At 74.1% G+C, this 17432-nt stretch carries 17 protein-coding genes; 13 read left to right on the forward strand and 4 right to left on the reverse strand.

Going from position 1 to position 17432, the window contains the following annotated elements:
• Positions 1 to 19 precede the first annotated feature (19 nt).
• A complete protein-coding gene (locus ACFC0Z_RS02620; RefSeq protein ID WP_376431954.1) occupies positions 20 to 478 on the reverse strand; it encodes a cyclic nucleotide-binding domain-containing protein in 459 nt (152 codons plus the stop codon).
• A gap of 196 nt (positions 479 to 674) precedes the next feature.
• On the opposite strand from ACFC0Z_RS02620, the gene ACFC0Z_RS02625 reads away from it, so the two are divergent.
• The 9 genes from ACFC0Z_RS02625 (at position 675) to nadE (ending at position 11159) form a co-directional block, all read left to right on the forward strand.
• Entirely contained in the window at positions 675 to 1373 is a 699-nt protein-coding gene (locus ACFC0Z_RS02625; RefSeq protein ID WP_376431956.1) for an alpha/beta hydrolase, read from the forward strand.
• 106 nt (positions 1374 to 1479) lie between these two features.
• Positions 1480 to 2235: an amino acid ABC transporter ATP-binding protein gene (locus ACFC0Z_RS02630; RefSeq protein WP_376431958.1), complete on the forward strand. Its 756-nt coding sequence runs from the start codon at positions 1480 to 1482 to the stop codon at positions 2233 to 2235.
• Between the two features lie 50 nt (positions 2236 to 2285).
• The gene (locus tag ACFC0Z_RS02635) at positions 2286 to 3155 is read left to right on the forward strand and encodes a glutamate ABC transporter substrate-binding protein (protein WP_376431960.1); all 870 of its coding nucleotides are present in this window, start codon (positions 2286 to 2288) and stop codon (positions 3153 to 3155) included.
• A 10-nt stretch (positions 3156 to 3165) separates the two neighbouring features.
• The gene (locus ACFC0Z_RS02640; protein ID WP_376431961.1) at positions 3166 to 3831 is read left to right on the forward strand and encodes an amino acid ABC transporter permease; all 666 of its coding nucleotides are present in this window, start codon (positions 3166 to 3168) and stop codon (positions 3829 to 3831) included.
• Entirely contained in the window at positions 3828 to 4802 is a 975-nt protein-coding gene (locus tag ACFC0Z_RS02645) for an amino acid ABC transporter permease (protein ID WP_376431963.1), read from the forward strand. The genes ACFC0Z_RS02640 and ACFC0Z_RS02645 overlap by 4 nt, the downstream gene beginning before the upstream one ends.
• A gap of 41 nt (positions 4803 to 4843) precedes the next feature.
• Complete coding sequence (locus tag ACFC0Z_RS02650) at positions 4844 to 6430, forward strand: molybdopterin-dependent oxidoreductase (RefSeq protein ID WP_376431965.1); 1587 nt, start codon at positions 4844 to 4846, stop codon at positions 6428 to 6430.
• A gap of 52 nt (positions 6431 to 6482) precedes the next feature.
• Entirely contained in the window at positions 6483 to 9059 is a 2577-nt protein-coding gene (locus tag ACFC0Z_RS02655) for an NB-ARC domain-containing protein (protein WP_376431967.1), read from the forward strand.
• Positions 9060 to 9128: 69 nt separating this feature from the next.
• Entirely contained in the window at positions 9129 to 10268 is a 1140-nt protein-coding gene (locus tag ACFC0Z_RS02660) for a sulfite oxidase (protein ID WP_376431969.1), read from the forward strand.
• 60 nt (positions 10269 to 10328) lie between these two features.
• Entirely contained in the window at positions 10329 to 11159 is an 831-nt protein-coding gene (nadE, locus tag ACFC0Z_RS02665) for an ammonia-dependent NAD(+) synthetase (protein WP_376431971.1), read from the forward strand.
• A 55-nt stretch (positions 11160 to 11214) separates the two neighbouring features.
• On the opposite strand, the gene ACFC0Z_RS02670 is transcribed toward nadE, so the two are convergent.
• Positions 11215 to 11727 (reverse strand): hypothetical protein, encoded by a 513-nt coding sequence (locus tag ACFC0Z_RS02670; RefSeq protein ID WP_376431973.1) that lies wholly within the window; start codon positions 11725 to 11727, stop codon positions 11215 to 11217.
• Between the two features lie 99 nt (positions 11728 to 11826).
• Here ACFC0Z_RS02670 and ACFC0Z_RS02675 point away from each other — a divergent pair, with 99 nt between their 5' ends.
• From ACFC0Z_RS02675 to ACFC0Z_RS02685, 3 genes are all read left to right on the forward strand, one after another.
• Entirely contained in the window at positions 11827 to 13125 is a 1299-nt protein-coding gene (locus ACFC0Z_RS02675) for an alpha/beta fold hydrolase (protein ID WP_376431975.1), read from the forward strand.
• A 72-nt stretch (positions 13126 to 13197) separates the two neighbouring features.
• Positions 13198 to 14130, forward strand: coding sequence for an SIS domain-containing protein (locus ACFC0Z_RS02680; protein ID WP_376431977.1), 933 nt, complete (start codon positions 13198 to 13200; stop codon positions 14128 to 14130).
• Positions 14127 to 14879, forward strand: coding sequence for a PIG-L deacetylase family protein (locus ACFC0Z_RS02685; RefSeq protein WP_376431979.1), 753 nt, complete (start codon positions 14127 to 14129; stop codon positions 14877 to 14879). The genes ACFC0Z_RS02680 and ACFC0Z_RS02685 overlap by 4 nt, the downstream gene beginning before the upstream one ends.
• Positions 14880 to 14908: 29 nt before the next feature.
• Here ACFC0Z_RS02685 and ACFC0Z_RS02690 read toward each other — a convergent pair whose 3' ends face one another.
• Positions 14909 to 15685 carry a VOC family protein gene (locus tag ACFC0Z_RS02690; RefSeq protein WP_376431981.1) on the reverse strand — a complete coding sequence of 259 codons (777 nt, stop codon included), beginning with the start codon at positions 15683 to 15685 and terminating at the stop codon, positions 14909 to 14911.
• Positions 15686 to 15804: 119 nt separating this feature from the next.
• Positions 15805 to 16764: an NAD(P)/FAD-dependent oxidoreductase gene (locus ACFC0Z_RS02695; RefSeq protein ID WP_376431983.1), complete on the reverse strand. Its 960-nt coding sequence runs from the start codon at positions 16762 to 16764 to the stop codon at positions 15805 to 15807.
• A 67-nt stretch (positions 16765 to 16831) separates the two neighbouring features.
• On the opposite strand from ACFC0Z_RS02695, the gene ACFC0Z_RS02700 reads away from it, so the two are divergent.
• On the forward strand, positions 16832 to 17416 hold the full coding sequence (locus ACFC0Z_RS02700) for a helix-turn-helix domain-containing protein (protein ID WP_376431985.1): 585 nt from the start codon (positions 16832 to 16834) through the stop codon (positions 17414 to 17416).
• Positions 17417 to 17432: the final 16 nt, after the last annotated feature.

Here is a 17432-nt window from a genome sequence, read left to right on the forward strand (position 1 = left end):
CGACGAGTCGGCCCTCTCCCTACGCCATGATCCCGCTGCCGTGGGGCGCGTAGAGGTCCAGGAGGCGGACGCGGGTCACCTGGAGGCGGTGGGCGAGGATCGAGCCCACCCAGTACGTGACGGACGCGCCGAACTCCGTGTCGGAGCGGCACATCGACCGTACGGCCGGGGCGTCGAACTCGAACGCCCGGACCGGCGTCATCGCCTCCGCGCCCGACTGGCACAGGTACGGCGGGAACAGCCACGACAGGCCGACGAGCTCGCCGTGGCGCAGGGTCTCGATCACCGGCGATCCCCGGCCCGGCACCTTGGCGTCGAGCGTCACCGCGCCCGTCTTCACGATCCAGAACTTGTCCGCGTGCTGCTGCTCCTCGAACAGCCGGTGACCGGAATCGAAGTACACGTCCTCGGCGAAGGCCATGAGCCGCTCGCGGTGCTCCGGCGGCAACGTGCTGACCTTGGGTGCGGCGCTGTTCATGGCGGACCCTCCTCGGACGTTCGGCTCCCCCTGCCAGTGTCGGACACGGGCCGGGCGTACGCAGCCGTCGTACGCCCGGACGGGCGGGGCCCGGGGGTGCGGGGCGCGCGGCGCGTACGTAGCGTGGCGGAGGGGAGACCGGGTGGGGTCAGGGGGCGGGAATCCATCCCTCGCGCAGATCGGTACGGACACACCCATGGCAGACAAGCCCGCGATCGTCCTCGTGCACGGATTCTGGGGCGGCGCCGCCCACTGGTCGAAGGTCGTCGTCGAGCTCCACCGGCGCGGGTACGACAGGCTGCACGCCGTCGAGAACCCCCTCACCTCGCTCGCCGACGACGCCGAGCGCACCCGCAAGATGGTCAACCAGGTCGACGGGCCCGTGGTCCTCGTCGGTCACTCCTACGGCGGCGCCGTCATCACCGAGGCCGGCGACCTGCCGAACGTGAGAGCCCTCGTCTACGTCGCCGCGTTCGCCCCGGACGCGGGCGAGAGCCCGGGGCAGATCAGCCAGGAGAAGCCGCCGGCCGCCTTCGACAACATCGTCCCCGACTCGGACGGCTACCTCTGGATCCGGCAGGACGCCTTCCGCGACAGCTTCGCTCAGGACCTGGGCGAGGACGAGGCCCTCGTCATGGCCGTCACCCAGAAGGCGCCACTCGGCTCCACCTTCGGGGACACGGTCACCGCACCCGCCTGGCGGGCCAAGCCGTGCTGGTACCAGGTGTCGACCGAGGACCGCATGATCCATCCCGACAACGAGCGCCGGATGGCGCAGCGCATGAACCCGCGCAAGACCGTCGAGCTCGACGCGAGCCACGCCTCGCTCGCCTCCCGGCCGGCCGAGGTCTGCGACCTGATCGAGCTCGCGGTACGGGAGACCGCCGCCGGCTGACGACCCGGGGGTGTCTGGCCCCCTGCCCCCCCCGCCCGGCCCGGCGTGCGCGGGCCCGGCGGAGGGCGGAGCATGAACGTGAGGGGGCGCGACCCTGGAGGGTGCCATGCCCGTCCCGGAGGGCGGCGACGCGCTCGTCGTACTGCGCGGAGTGGACAAACACTTCGGCTCCCTGCACGTCCTCCAGTCCATCGACCTGACGATCCACCGCGGCGAGGTCGTGGTGGTCATCGGCCCCTCGGGCTCGGGCAAGTCCACCCTGTGCCGGGCCGTCAACCGCCTGGAGACGGTGGACGCGGGCGAGATCGTCATCGACGGCCGCCCGCTGCCCGCCGAGGGCCGTGAACTCGCGGCCCTGCGGGCGGACGTCGGCATGGTCTTCCAGTCGTTCAACCTCTTCGCGCACAAGACGGTGCTGGACAACGTCACCCTGGGCCAGATCAAGGTCCGCAAGAAGGACCGGAAGGCCGCCGAGCGGCACGCCCGCGCCCTGCTGGACCGGGTCGGGGTCGCCTCGCAGGCGGACAATTACCCGGCGCAGCTCTCCGGCGGCCAGCAGCAGCGCGTGGCCATCGCCCGCGCCCTCGCCATGGAACCGAAGGTGATGCTCTTCGACGAACCGACCTCCGCGCTCGACCCCGAGATGATCAACGAGGTCCTGGAGGTCATGCAGCAGCTCGCCCGGGACGGCATGACGATGGTGGTCGTCACCCACGAGATGGGGTTCGCCCGCTCCGCGGCCAACCGCGTCGTCTTCATGGCGGACGGACGGATCGTCGAGGAGACGACCCCGGACGAGTTCTTCGGCAATCCGCGCAGCGAACGGGCCAAGGACTTCCTGTCCAAGATCCTCCACCACTGACGGACCGTGGCCCGCGCGCTCAGCAGCCCCCAGGGGTGATCGTCATGATCATGAGCCACACGCACCCGATCGGGTGCGGAAGAACCGTCAGGGCCTCCGTCGCCGTAGCGGCGGCCGTGGTCCTCTCCGTCACGTCGGCCGGATTCGCGCAGGGCGCCACCGGAGCCGTACCCGCCGACCACGGCGACGGCGACAAGATCACCGTCGGCATCAAGTACGACCAGCCCGGCATCGGCCTCAAGACCCCGGACGGCACGTACACCGGCTTCGACGTCGACGTGGCCACGTACGTCGCGAAGCAGCTCGGGCACGACCCCTCCGACATCGTGTGGAAGGAGGCGAAGAGCGCCGACCGCGAGACGCTGCTCCAGCGCGGCGACGTCGACTTCATCGCGGCCTCGTACTCGATCAACGACAAGCGCGCCGAGAAGGTCGACTTCGCCGGCCCGTACCTCCTCGCCCACCAGGACGTCCTGATCCGCGCCGACGACGACTCGATCAAGCAGCCGTCCGACCTCAACAACAAGAAGCTCTGCTCGGTCACCGGCTCGACCTCCGCGCAGAACGTCAAGGAGAAGATCGCCCCCGACGCCCAGCTCCAGGAGTACGGCGGCTACTCCGAGTGCCTGACCGGACTGGAGAACGGGGTCATCGACGCCGTCACCACCGACGACTCGATCCTCGCGGGGTACGCGGCGCAGCCGGAGTTCAAGGGCAAGTTCAAGCTCGGCGGCTTCGAGATGAGCAACGAGAACTACGGCATCGGCGTCCAGAAGGGCAGCGAGCTCAAGGCGAAGATCAACACCGCCCTGGAGAAGATGGTCGCCGACGGCTCCTGGGAGGCCGCGGTCAAGAAGAACTTCGGCCCCGCCGGCTACCAGAACGAACCGGCACCGCAGATCGGCGTCGTCGTGAAGTGAGCGGACCGCCGTGTTCGACTTCCTCGAAGGCTACGACCTGCTGGGAGCCTTCTGGACCACCGTCCAGCTGACCGTCTACTCCGCGATCGGCTCCCTGGTCTGGGGGACGCTGCTCGCCGCCATGCGCGTGAGCCCCGTCCCCCTCATGCGGGGCTTCGGCGCCGTGTACGTGAACATCGTCCGCAACATCCCCCTCACCGTCATCATCGTCTTCACCTCGCTCGGCCTCTTCCAGACCCTGGGCGTCAGCCTCGGTGCCGAGCGGTTCACCGTCATCAACTTCCGGCTCGCCGTCCTCGGCCTCACCGCCTACACCAGTGCCTTCGTCTGCGAGGCGCTCCGCTCCGGCATCAACACCGTCCCCCTCGGGCAGGTCGAGGCCGCCCGCGCGATCGGACTCAGCTTCCCGCAGGTCCTGCGGATCATCGTGCTCCCGCAGGCCTTCCGATCCGTCGTCGGACCGCTCACCAACGTCCTCATCGCGCTCACCAAGAACACGACGGTCGCGGCGGCGATCGGCGTCGCCGAAGCGGCCCTGCTCATGCGGGAGATGATCGAGAACGAGGCCCAACTCATCCTGATCTCGACGATCTTCGCCGTCGGATTCCTCTGCCTGACGCTTCCCACCGGCCTGTTGATGGGCTGGATCGCCAAGAAGGTGGCGGTGAAACGGTGAAGAGGGAGAGGGCCGCCAAGCCCCGGAAGGACACCCCGACCGTCCTGTACGACGTCCCCGGCCCCCGCGCCCGGCGCCGCAACACGCTGTGGACCGTCCTGTTCCTGCTGGCCCTCGCCGCCGTCGTCTGGTGGGTCCTGGCGGGCCTCGCCGCGAAGAGCCAGCTCGAATGGTCCAAGTGGGCGCCCTTCTTCACCGACGCCCGCGTCTGGGAGACGTACCTCCTGCCCGCCCTGAAGAACACCGTGACCGCCGCCGGGCTCGCGATGGTCATCGCCCTGCCCCTCGGCGCCCTCCTCGGCATCTCCCGGCTCTCCGACCACCGCACGGTCCGGGTCGCGGCCGGCACGGTCGTCGAGTTCTTCCGGGCCATCCCCGTCCTCATCCTCATGCTCTTCGCCGACGCCGCGTACTCCGAGTTCACCGACATCAGCCCCGACACCCGGCCCCTGTACGCGGTCGTCACCGGCCTCGTCCTCTACAACGCGTCCGTCCTCGCCGAGATCGTCCGCGCAGGCATCCTCGCCCTGCCGATCGGCCAGACCGACGCGGCGAAGGCCATCGGCATGCGCAAGGGCCAGATCATGACGTACGTGCTGCTCCCGCAGTCCGTCACCGCCATGCTGCCCGCGCTCGTCAGCCAGCTCGTCGTCATCGTCAAGGACACCGCGCTCGGCGGCGCGATGCTCGGATTCTCCGAACTCCTCGCCTCCGTGCGCCCGATGAGCGCGAACTACGGCGCGAACACCATCGCCTGCTTCACCGTGGTCGCCGTCGTCTTCGTGATCCTCAACTTCGCGCTGACCACCTTCGCGTCCTGGCTGGAACGGCGGCTGCGGCGCGGGAAGCGGACCACGGGCGCGGTGGTCGGCGCCGGGGCGGTCGAGGAGCTGGCGGTCCCGGGAGACCGGCCCGACCAGCCCGGCCGGCCCGACCAGCTCGGCCGGCCCGATCGACCCGACCGGCCCTGAGGGGGCTTGTGCGGGGGACGGGAAGTGCCGAAGTTCGACCCATGGACAAGGACTCCGACACGCCCCCGCGCGCGACCCCCACGACCCGGCTGCTGGCCGCGCTCGCGGGCCTGGTCGCCGCGTACGTCTCCCTCGCCGTGGCCGACCTCGTCGCCGCCCGCGTACGGCCCGAGGCCGCGCCCGTCCCGGCGGTCGGCGGCGCGGTCGTCGACCGGACACCGGCGGCGGTGAAGGAATGGGCGATCCGCGCCTTCGGCGAGGCCGACAAGACCGTCCTGACCGCCGGCATCCTGCTCCTCCTCGGCCTGCTCGCCGCCGCGACCGGCCGCCTCGCCCTCCGGAACCGCGCCCTGGGCACGGCGGCGGCCGGGGCCTTCGGGGTCGTCGGCGCGCTGGCGGCCGTCACCCGCCCCGACTCCGACTCGGCCCTCGACGCGGTGCCGTCGCTGGTGGGGACGGCGTGCGGGGCGGCCCTCCTGTACGTCCTGGCGGGACGGCTGCGCGCACCGGGAGCGGCCACCGACGCGGCCGGCCGGCGCGGATTCCTGCTCATCGCCGGGGGCGCCGGGCTCGCCGCCACCGGTGCCGCCGCACTCGGCCGGGCCGCCGGCTCACCCGTACAAGAGCACGCCGCCGCCTCACGTGCCGCGCTCCGCCTGCCCCGGCCCGCGTCCCCCGCCCCGCCCGTGCCCGCCGGGGCCCGGCTCCCCGTCCCCGGCATCAGCCCCTACCTCACCCCCAACCGGGACTTCTACCGCGTCGACACCGCGCTCGTCGTCCCCAAGGTCGACGCCGACCGCTGGCGGCTGCGCCTCCACGGCCTCGGCGTCCCCGAGGAACGCGTCCTGACCCTCCCGCAGCTCATGGCCCGGCCGGCCCTGGAACGGGACATCACGCTCGCCTGCGTCTCCAACGAGGTCGGCGGCCCGTACGTCGGCAACGCCCGCTGGCTCGGCGTCCCCCTCGCCGACCTGCTCCGCGAGGCCGGCGTCCGGCCGCCCTCCCGGGGCGGGCCCGCCGACCAGCTCGTCGCCCGCTCCGTCGACGGCATGACGATCGGCACCCCCGTCGAGGACGTCATGGACGGCCGGGACGCGCTCCTCGCCTTCGGGATGAACGGGGAACCCCTGCCCTTCACCCACGGATTCCCCGTCCGCATGGTCGTCCCCGGCCTGTACGGGTACGTCTCCGCCTGCAAATGGATCACGTCCCTCGAACTGACCACCTTCGACGCGTACGACGCCTACTGGGTGCCGCGTGGCTGGGCCGCCGAAGCCCCCGTCAAGACGCAGTCCCGCATCGACACCCCCCGCGCCGGCGCCCGCCCCGACGCGGGGACGGTCGCGGTCGCCGGGGTCGCCTGGGCCCAGCACCGGGGCATCGAACGGGTCGAGGTGCGGATCGACGACGGCCCCTGGCGCCCCGCCCGGCTCGCCGCCCCGACCGGCCGCGACACCTGGCGCCAGTGGTCGTACGCCTGGGAGGCAGCGCCCGGCCGTCACGCGATCACCGTCCGCGCCACCGACGGCACCGGCGCGACCCAGCCGGAGCGGCGGACGAGCACCATGCCCGACGGGGCGCAGGGATGGCACACGGTCGAGGTGACCGTACGGGAGCGCCCCTCGTAACGAACCTGGTCGAGCAGCCCCGTTCGGCGGTTCGATGAGGGAGACTGCTGCCGTGCGTGGACATCTTCCGGACGAGAGCCCCGGGTTCGTGGGGCGCCGCGAGGAACTGGAGCACGTCTCCGCCGCGTTGGCCGAGCACCGGCTCGTCACCGTGACCGGCGTCGGCGGGGTCGGCAAGACCCGGTTCGCCCTGCGCGCCGCCCGCCACGCCGCCGAACGGTACCCGGACGGCGCCTGGTGGGCCGACCTCACGCCCCTCGACGGCGACCGGCTGCTCGTCGCGCTCGTCGCCGACTCCGTCGACCTCTCCGACCACACACCCGGCATGGCCGCCACCGCGCTCTGCCGCCGTCTCGCCGACGACCGGCTGCTCCTCGTCCTCGACTCCTGCGAGCACCTCGCCGAACCCTGCGCCCGGCTCGTCACCGAACTCCTCGCCGCCGCGCCCGGGCTGACCGTCCTCGCCACCAGCCGCCGGTCCCTCGGCGTCGAAGGGGAACACGTCGTCGCCCTCGAACCGCTGCCGCCCGACGGACCCGACGCCCTGGAACTGCTGCGCCGGGCCGCCGGGGAGACGCTCTCGGCCGAAGGACCCGCCGCGGACATCTGCGCACGCCTCGAAGGCATCCCCCTCGCCCTGGAGCTCGCCGCCGCGCAGATACGGCGCGTCGGCGCCGAGGCCGTACGGGACCAGCTCAGGTCCCGGCCCGACGAGCCGCCCGGCGCCCGCTTCGACCTCCTCGCCTCCACCGAACGGGTCTGGCCCAGCCGCCACGAGACGCTGCGCGCGGCCATCGGCTGGAGCCACGCGCTGTGCGCCCCCCTCGAACGGCTCCTGTGGGCCCGGCTGTCCGTCTTCCGCGGTCCCTTCGACCTCGCGTCGGCCACCGCCGTCTGCCGCGGCGGCCCCCTCACCCCCGACACCCTGCCGACCGCCCTCGACGGACTCGTCCGCTCCTCCGTCGTCCGGCCGCCCGACGCGGCCGGGCGGTACCGGATGCTCGACACGATCCGGTCGTACGGGGCGACGTGGCTGGACCGTACCGGCGAGAGCGCGACGGTCGCCGACCGGCACGCGGACCACTTCAGAACCCTGGCCCGCGAGGCCGACACCGCCTGGCTCGGCGCGCCCCGCCTCCGGCACGGCGGCGCCGACGCCCACCACACCGACCTGCGCAGGGCCCTCGACCACCTGCTCCGCACCGACCCCGACGCGGCCCTCGACCTCATCGGCTCCGTCGCCTTCGCCTGGTCCTGCCGAGGCCACCTCCGCGAGTCCCGCGACGGCCTCGAACAGGCCCTCGCCCGCTCCGCCTCCCGAGGCCGAGCCCGCTCCCGGGCCCTCTGGGCCCTGGGCGTGACCCTCCTGCTCCAGGGCGACTTCGTCCCGGCCCAGGAGGTGAGCGAGCGGTGCGCACGGGAGGCGCGGTACGCGGAGGGCGCGGAGTCCTCGGCCGGGGCCCCCAGGCCCCCGGCGGACCCGCCGGAACGGCCCGGCGCCGGACCGCCGCCGGGAACGGCGGGGCCCGGACCGTCGGCGGCGTCGGCGGGGCCCCGACGGTCGGGTCCGGGTGGTGACGGCGGGGCTGCGGCGGGAGCCGAGGCCGTGCCGGAGGTACGGCGGGGCTCGCCCCCCGAGCTCGTTTCCGAGGCCGGGCCGGGCGATGGGCAAGGCGGCGAGGGTGGTCGGTCGGCTGCCCGGGCCGGCGGACCGAGGGCCGGCCGACGGCCGGACCCGTCGGCGCCACCGGCGCCCGGACCCCACCACACTGAGCCGCAGCCGCAGCCGCAGCCGCAGCCGCAGCCGCAGCCGCAGCCGCAGCCGCAGCCGCAGCCGCAGCCGCAGCCGCAGCCGCAGCCGCAGCCGGGGCCGCAGCCGCAGCCGCAGCCGCAGCCGGGGCCGGAGCCGGAGCCGGAGCCGCAGCCGGAGCCGGAGCCGGGGCCGGACCCGGCACCCGTCCCGGTCCCGGACGCCCCGGGCCCCTCCCGGGAGCTCACCCTCGATGCCGCCGCCCTGGCCGGGCTCGTCGCGATGACCACCGGGCGGGTCCAGGCCGCGTACGTCCTCGTCGGGCACGTACTGGAGTCCGTACGCGGTGCGCCGGGGGACTCCGCCGCGCGTCTGCGGTGCGAGCTCGTGCGGGTCTTCGCGCTCACCGGGCTCGGGCGGCTCGCCGAGGCACGGGACCGGGCACTCGCCCTGCGGGCCGTGTGCGACGCGCTCGACGAGCACTGGACCCGTACCGCCCTGGAGTACCAGCTCGCTCTGACCGGCCTCCTGGAGGGCGACCCGGTGGCCGCCGCGCGGCACGCGCGGGCGATGCTCGACGGGACGCGCCGACTCGGCGCCACCCTCGGCGTCGCGCTCGGGCTCGACGTCCTCGCCACCGCGCTCGCCGCCGCCGGGGAGGCCGAGCGCGCGGCCGACGTCTCCGGCACCGGCGAGGCCTACTGGCGCTTCACCGGCCAGCCCCGCCGGGGCCTGCCGGGTCTGCGCGCCCTGCACGAGACGTACACGGACATCGCCCGCGAGGCGATCGGCGCGGCCGCGTACGACGCCACCTTCCAGCGCGCCCTCACGGGCCTGCCGCAGGACGGCCTGGACCGGGCACTGCGCGAGCCCGGCTGAGCGCCGCGCCGTTGAGCGCCGCGCCGTCCCGAACAGGACACCCCACCCGCCCCGGCGCACCATGAAGGCATGGACATCAGCCCGCCGGGACGGCTCGCCGGGCCCGAGGAGGGCATCAGCGCGCAGGAGCTCGCCCTCGCGACCCGCAACCACGGGATGCCCCTCGAAGCGCTGCGGTACGACGTGTCCCCGCCCGGCCTGCACTACGTCCTCGTGCACTACGACATCCCCGCCACCGACCCGGACGGGTGGCGGCTCACCGTCGGCGGACGGGTGCTGCGGTCGCTCTCGCTCGGGCTCGACGCATTGCGCGCCCGGCCCGCCGTCACCCGCCGGGTGACCCTGGAGTGCGCCGGGAACGGGCGGGCCCGGCTGCTGCCCCGGCCCGTCAGCCAGCCCTGGCTGGTGGAGGCCGTCGGGACCGCCGACTGGACCGGGGTGCCGCTCGCCGCGCTGCTCGCCGACGCGGGGGTCGGCGAGGACGCCGTCGAGGCGGTGTTCACCGGCGCCGACCACGGGGTCGAGCGGGGCGTCGAGCAGGACTACCGCCGCAGCCTGCCCCTCACCGCCGCCGCCGACCCGGCCCGGGACGTCCTCGTCGCGTACGCCATGAACGGCGCCCCGCTGCCCCCGCAGCACGGCAGCCCGCTCCGGCTCGTCGTGCCCGGCTGGTACGGCATGGCGCACGTGAAGTGGCTGCGCGACATCACGCTCACCAGCACTCCGTACACCGGCTTCCAGCAGGCCGTGGCCTACCGGCTCCGCCAGGAGCCGGGCGAGCCGGGGGAGGCGGTCACGCTCATCGCGCCCCGGGCCCTGATGATCCCGCCGGGCTTCCCCGACTTCATGTCCCGCGTGCGCGTCGTCCGGCCGGGGCCCGTCCCCCTGGCCGGCCGCGCCTGGTCGGGGCACGGGCCCGTCACCCGGGTCGAGGTCAGCGCGGACGACGGGACGACGTGGACCGACGCCTCCGTCACGCGCGACCCCGCCCACCCCTGGGCCTGGTGCTCGTGGCGGGCCGGCTGGACGGCGACGCCGGGGCCGTACCGCCTCACCGCGCGGGCGACGGACGCCGAGGGGTACGTTCAGCCGCTCACCGGCCCGTGGAACCGCGGCGGCTTCGCGAACAACCTCGTGCAGCACGTCGACGTGTACTGCGCGGCGGAGGGGGAGGACCTCCGATCGGGCGGGGCGCGGGGCGCCGCGTAAAGTCGATGCCAGGGTGCACCGTCACCCGCGACACCGACCGACCCCGACGAGGAGCCCCCCGTGACCGACCCGGCGCCCATCGCCCTCCAGCAGCAGATCGCCCGGGACCTCCAGGTCTCCGAGACCTTCGACCCGGCCGTGGAGATCGAGCGCCGGGTGGCCTTCCTGACCGAGCGGCTCACCTCCACCGGCCTGCGCTCGCTCGTGCTCGGCATCAGCGGCGGCGTCGACTCGACGACCGCGGGCCGCCTCTGCCAGCTCGCCGTCGAGCGGGCCCGCGCCGCCGGTCACGACGCGACCTTCTACGCGATGCGGCTGCCGTACGGCGTCCAGGCCGACGAGACCGACGCGCAGACCGCCCTCGGCTTCATCCGCGCCGACGAGGTCCTCACCGTGGACGTGAAGGCCGCGAGTGACGCCGCCCTCGACGCCGCGCTCGCGGGCGGGGTGACCTTCCGGGACGCCCACCACCAGGACTTCGTCCAGGGCAACATCAAGGCCCGCCAGCGCATGATCGCCCAGTACGCGGTCGCCGGCGCCAAGGACGGGCTCGTCGTCGGCACCGACCACGCCGCCGAGGCGGTCTCCGGCTTCTTCACCAAGTTCGGCGACGGCGCCGCCGACGTCGTCCCGCTGACCGGCCTCACCAAGCGCCGCGTCCGCGCGGTCGCCGCCGAGCTCGGCGCCCCCGCCGAACTGGTCTGGAAGGTCCCGACGGCCGACCTGGAGACCCTCGACCCGGGCAAGCCCGACGAGGACGCGCTCGGCGTCACGTACGACGACATCGACGACTTCCTGGAGGGCAAGCCCGTCGCCGAACCCGCCTTCGCCACGATCGTCCGCCGCTACGAGCTCACGGAACACAAGCGCCAGCTGCCGATCGCTCCCTGAGCCAGGGGACGGGGCCCCGGAAGGGGCCCCGGACGGGGCCCCGGAAGTGGCTCCTTCACCACTTGCCCCGCACGAACCGGGTCCGTTGCCCGATCACCCGGTTCAGCTCGGCCACGAACTCCGGCAGCAGGGGCGGGGCGTCCCGGAAATCGAACCCCAGGTACGCGAAGGCGAACCCGTCCTCGGGCCACCTCCACTCGCACAGCGGCACCGCCCGCCCACAGGCCGGACACGGGATGTCGGCCCGGCCGGTCGTCCACCACGTGTCCATGGCCGGCGAGAACACCGCGCGGTGCGTGTCGGCGTACTCGCTCGCGCAGTGCGGGCAGACGGGCACCCCGCCCTTCTGCGGCGAGACGAAGACCGTCCGGCTGGTGACGACGGTCAGCCACGCGCCGGGGTACGGGTCCCGCTCCCCGGTCGCCGCCTCCCAGCGCGGACCGGGCAGGAGCTTCGACGGTTCCACGATGCCCTCGGCGACGAGCCACGCCGTCACCCGCTCCCCGTGCGCGACGGCGTCCTCGGCGGTCGCGTCGAGCCCGACGACGGTCTGAAACGTGCTGCCCATGATCGAACAGTAGGCGGCCCGTCCGGCCGCCGGAACCCCCCATGTGATCCACTGTCCCCACGGGGGCGTACGCACACAGGATCAGCAGCAGGAGCAGCGTTGACCACCTACCGTCAGCCCGGCCTCGTCCTCACGGACCACCGTTTCGTCGTCCCCCTCGATCACGACCGTCCCGACGGTGAGCGGATCGAGGTGTTCGGGCGTGAGCTCGTCGCCGCGGGCAGGGAGGGGGAGGAGCTGCCCTGGCTGGTCTATCTGGAGGGCGGGCCCGGGTTCGGGGCGCGGCGGTTCGTCGGGCAGCAGGCGTGGCTGGGGCGGGCCGTGCGGGAGTACCGGGTGCTGTTGCTCGACCAGCGCGGCACCGGGCGGTCCACCCCCGCCAACCGGCAGACCCTGGCCCTGCGCGGCACCCCGCGCGAGCAGGCCGACTACCTCGGCCACTTCCGCGCCGACTCCATCGTGAGGGACTGCGAGCTGATCCGGCGCCGGCTCACCGGCGGCGCCCCCTGGACCGTCCTCGGCCAGAGCTTCGGCGGGTTCTGCGCCACCCACTACCTGTCGACCGCGCCCGAGGGGCTCAAGACGGTCCTGATCACCGGTGGTCTGCCGTCCCTCCAGGCCACCGCCGACGACGTGTACCGCGCCGCCTACCCCCGCGTCCGCCGCAAGAACGAGGACCACTTCGCGCGCTACCCGCAGGACGCCGAGCGCGCCCGCGCGATCGCCGCGCATCTCGTCGACCGCGAGGTGACCCTGCCCGGCGGCGGGCTCCTCACCGTCGAGGCATTCCAGTCCCTCGGCATCCTCCTCGGCGGCGGCGACGGCACCCACCAGCTCCACCTGCTCCTGGAGCACGCCTTCGTGCCCACCCCGTCCGGGCCCGAGCTCGCCGACGCGTTCCTGGAGCAGGTCCAGGCCCATCTCTCGTACGCGGGCCATCCCCTCTACGCCGTCCTCCACGAGGCCATCTACGCCCAGGGCCAGGGGCCCACCGACTGGGCGGCCGAGCGTGTCCGCGCCGAGTTCCCCGAGTTCGACGCCCGCGCCGCCCTCGTCGACGGCGCGCCGTTCCTCTTCACCGGCGAGACCGTCCACCCCTGGCTCTTCACCACCGACCCCGCCCTGCGCCCCCTCCGCGAGACCGCCGAACTCCTCGCCGCCCGCTCCGACTGGGCCCCGCTGTACGACCCGGAGCGCCTCGCCGCCAACGAGGTCCCCGTGGCCGCCGCCGTCTACCACGACGACATGTACGTGGACACCGCCCACTCCCTGGAGACGGCGCGGGCCGTCCGCGGGCTGCGGACCTGGGTCACCGACGAGTTCGAGCACGACGGCGTACGGGCCGGGGGACCGCGCGTTCTCGACCGGCTGCTCTCCCTCGCCCGCGGCGAGGTGTGACGCGTAAAAGTCCAAGCGTTACGGCCGGATTACTCATGGTGCCGCCCACCCGCCGGGGGTAGAACTCGGCCCATGAGCACCCACGTCAGCGCCGAGATCGCCGCCCAGCCCGACTGCTGGCGCCGCGCCGCCGACCTCGCCGACCGCGACGCGCGCCTCCTGCCCGCCAGGGGCGAGCGCGTCGCGGTCGTCGGCTGCGGAACGTCGTACGCCATCGCCCGCGCCTACGCGGCTCTCCGGGAGTCCCTCGGCGCGGGCGAGACGGACGCCTTCCCCGCCTCCGACCCCACCCCGCTCGGCCGTGACTACGACCGCGTCGTCGTCCTCACCCGCTCGGGCACCACCACCGAGGTCGTCGACCTGCTCACCGGCGCCGCCGGCCGCGTCCCCACCGTCGTCGTCACCGGCGTTCCCGACAGCCCCGCCGGTCTCCGCGCCGACCGGATCGTGGACCTCGGCTTCGCCGACGAACGCTCCGTCGTCCAGACCCGGTTCGCCACCACGGCCCTCCAACTCCTGCGCGCCGGGCTCGGTGTGGACCTCGGCCCCGCGATCGCCGACGCGGAGCTCGTCCTGTACGAGCAGCTCCCCGTCGCCTGGGAGCGCCGCGGCCAGTTCACCTTCCTCGGCACCGGCTGGACCGTCGGGCTCGCCGACGAGGCCGCGCTCAAACTCCGCGAAGTCGCCCGTGCCTGGACGGAGTCGTACAACGCCATGGAGTACCGACACGGGCCCATCGCCATCAGCGACCGTGCCAGCCTGGTCTGGTGCTTCGGCCCCGCGCCCTCCGGGCTCCAGGAGGAAGTCGACTCCACCGGCGCCCTGTTCGCCGCCGACGCGATCGACCCGGTCGCCGCGCTGGTCCGCGCCCAGAAGCTCGCGGTCGCGCTCGCCGCCCGTCGGGGCCTCAACCCCGACCGCCCGCGCAACATCTCACGCTCCGTCATCCTCGCCGGAGCGTTCCGCCCGACCGCCGCGGACGCGGCCCGTATCCTGCGATCATGACCGAGAACGATGTGACCGACCTCGCCGAGATGCCCGGCGACTGGCAGCGCGCCCTCGCCGTCGTCGCCCACCCCGACGACCTGGAGTACGGCTGCGCGGCCGCCGTCGCCCACTGGACCGACGCGGGCAAGGAGGTCGTCTACGTCCTCGCCACCCGGGGCGAGGCCGGCATCGACACCCTCGCCCCCGACGTGTGCGGGCCGCTGCGCGAGCGGGAGCAGCGCGACAGCGCGGCCGTCGTCGGTGTCGGCACCGTCGAGTTCCTCGACCACCGCGACGGCGTCATCGAGTACGGGCTCGGTCTGCGCCGCGACATCGCGGCCGCGATCCGCCGCCACCGCCCCGAACTCGTTCTCACCCTCAACCACCGGGACACCTGGGGCGGCGGCCCCGGCGCGCCCTGGAACACCCCCGACCACCGCGCCGTCGGCCGGGCCGTCCTCGACGCGGCGGCCGACGCGGGCAACCGCTGGATCTTCCCGGAGCTCACGGAGGAGGGCCTGGAACCCTGGAACGGCGTCCGCTGGGTCGCCGTCGCCGCCTCCAGCACCCCGACCCACGCGGTCGACGCCACCCCCGGCCTCGACCGCGCGGTCCGCTCGCTGCTCTGCCACCGCGCCTACATCGAGGCCCTGACGGACCAGGAACCCGAGGAGTACGTCCGCGAGTTCCTCACGGGGAACGCGGCCCGCGCCGCCGACCGCTTCGGCGGCCGCCCGGCGGTGACGTTCGAACTCTTCGGTCGCTAGGGACTGTCCGGCGGGCGTCCCGCACGCGGTCACCCCATGGGCGCGGGCTTCAGGACCGCGAAGGGCGCGCCGAAGGGGTCGGCCAGCCAGGCGATGCGGCCGACGTCGGGGATGTCGGCGGCCGGCATGATCACCGAGCCGCGGTTCTCGGCCGCGGCGGTGGCGATCTCGTCGGCGTCCTCGACCGCGAAGTACGGGACCCAGCTCGGCTCCATGCCCTCCTGGAGCGTGGCGGCGCCGCCGAAGGAGGCGTCCTCCTGGTCGCCCTCGGCGGTGGAGATCACCCGGTACGTCATGCCGGGCGCCTCCATCTCGGCCCACCGCCAGCCGAAGAGCCGCCGGTAGAAGCCGAGGACGGCCTCGGGGTCGGCGACGTGGAGTTCGGCCCAGACCAGGGTGTTCGTGGACGAGGTGCGGTCCAGGCCCTTCGTCCGGCCCGGCTGCCACACGGCGAACCGCGCGCCGCCCGGGTCCGTGAGGTTGGCCATCCGGCCCGCGTCCATGACGTCGAACGCCGGGGTCCGTACCGTCCCGCCCGCCTCCGCCGCCGTCTTCTCCGTGGCGTCCGCGTCCGGGGTGTGGAAGTACGTCGTCCACGCGCTGTGCGCGCCCTCCTCGGTGAGCGGCCCGATCGCGGCGACCGTCCGCCCGTCCTGCTGGAGCATCCCGTAGCCCCCGGCATCGGGGCCCGCCGACACGAACTCCCAGCCGAAGACGGCGCGGTAGAAGTCGGCGGCGGCCGCGGTGTCCGGGCTGCCGAGGTCGATCCAACAGGGTGATCCGGTGGTGTACTCCGTACCGAGCATGGGCGCTGTCCCGTCCGTAGGGGTGACGTCGTGCCGAGGAGGCAGCCCCGGCCAGGCCACCATGGCCGATTCTCGCCCTCCCGCACGGGCGGCGCACCGCGGGTGCCTCCTTCAGCCGATCAGCCGATCGGCCGACGGTCCGCGGCCGCCTCCAGGTCCCCGAAGAGGAGCTCGGCGTTGAGCGCGACGCCCGCCCGGTAGCCCCCGCTCACCGCGTTGACCACCTGCTCGTGCGCGCCCGTCACGTTCCCCGCCGCCCACACGCCCGGCACGCTCGTCCTGCCGGTCTCGTCGACGGCCACGAACGGGCCGAACGGCGTGTCGCGCAGCTCCGCGCCCAGCTGCCGCAGCACCCCGTCCCGGGGCGTGAACCGCGCCGCCGCCGCGAACAGCACCTCGCGCGGCACCGTACGCCCGTCGGCCAGGCGTACGCCGGTGAGCGCGTCGTCCTCCACGACGAGGCCGGCCACCTCGCCCCGGACGACCTCGACACCGGCCGCGTCGAGCAGCGCCGCCTCCCGCTCGGTCGGCTCGGCGGCGGTGTGCAGGAAGAGGGTCACGTCCTTCGACCAGTGCGCGACCACGAGCGCCTGGTGCGCGGGCATCGTCGGGTGGGCGATCACGCCGAAGGCCCGGTCGCGGACCTCCCAGCCGTGGCAGTACGGGCAGTGCAGCACGTCCCGGCCCCAGCGCCCGGCGAGGCCGTCGACCGCGGGGAGCTCCTCGTCGACGAGGCCCGTCGTGACGACGAGCCGCCGGGACGCGACGACGCCCCCGTCCGCCAGGGTGACGGTGAAGCCTCCCCGGCCGTCGGCCTCGGCGCCGATGGCCCGTCCGTCCCGCCACTCGACCCCGTACGCGGCGATCTCGGCCCGCCCGGCCGCCAGGTACTCCGCCGGGCTCATCCCGTCGCGGGACAGGACGCCCTGCATGTGCGCGGCGGGGGCGTTGCGCGGTTCGCCCGCGTCGATGACGAGGGTCCGGCGGCGCGAGCGGCCGAGGATCAGCGCGGCGCTCAGGCCGGCCGCGCCGCCGCCGATCACCACGGCCTCGTAGCTGTCGTTCGTCTGTGCGTTCATGGGGCGAGCGTCGCCCGGAAGCCGGATCTGCGGCAAGGAAACTTGCCGTTTCTGCAACACTGGACGCATGACCGAAGACGACCGCATCGCCGCCGTCCTGGACGAGGTCGGCCCCCGCCTCGGCCGCGTCCGCCGCGACCGGGGGGTGACGCTCGCCGAGCTCTCCGCCGACACCGGCATCTCCGTGAGCACCCTGTCCCGCCTGGAGTCCGGGCAGCGCAAGCCCAGTCTCGAACTGCTCCTGCCGCTCGCCCGCGCCCATCAGGTCCCGCTCGACGAACTGATCGGCGCCCCGGCCGTCGGGGATCCCCGGATCAAGGCGAAGCCCATCGTCCGCCACGGCCGCACGATGTACCCGCTCACCCGCCAGCCGGGTGGACTCCAGGCGTACAAGATCGTCCAGGAGAAGACCTCCGAGGTGCCCGAGCCGCGCGTCCACGAGGGGTACGAGTGGCTGTACGTGCTCTCGGGGAGGCTCCGGCTGGTCCTCGGCGAGAACGACGTCGTGATGGGCGCGGGCGAGGCGGCGGAGTTCGACACGCGGGTGCCGCACTGGTTCGGGCCGGTGGACGGGCCGGTGGAGTTCCTGAGCCTGTACGGGCCGCAGGGGGAGCGCATGCACGTGCGGGCGCGCCCCAAGAAGTCCGGCTGACCCAAGAAGTCCGGCT

It is taken from the genome of Streptomyces sp. NPDC056144 (assembly GCF_042264145.1).
In the GTDB taxonomy this organism is placed as follows: domain Bacteria; phylum Actinomycetota; class Actinomycetes; order Streptomycetales; family Streptomycetaceae; genus Streptomyces.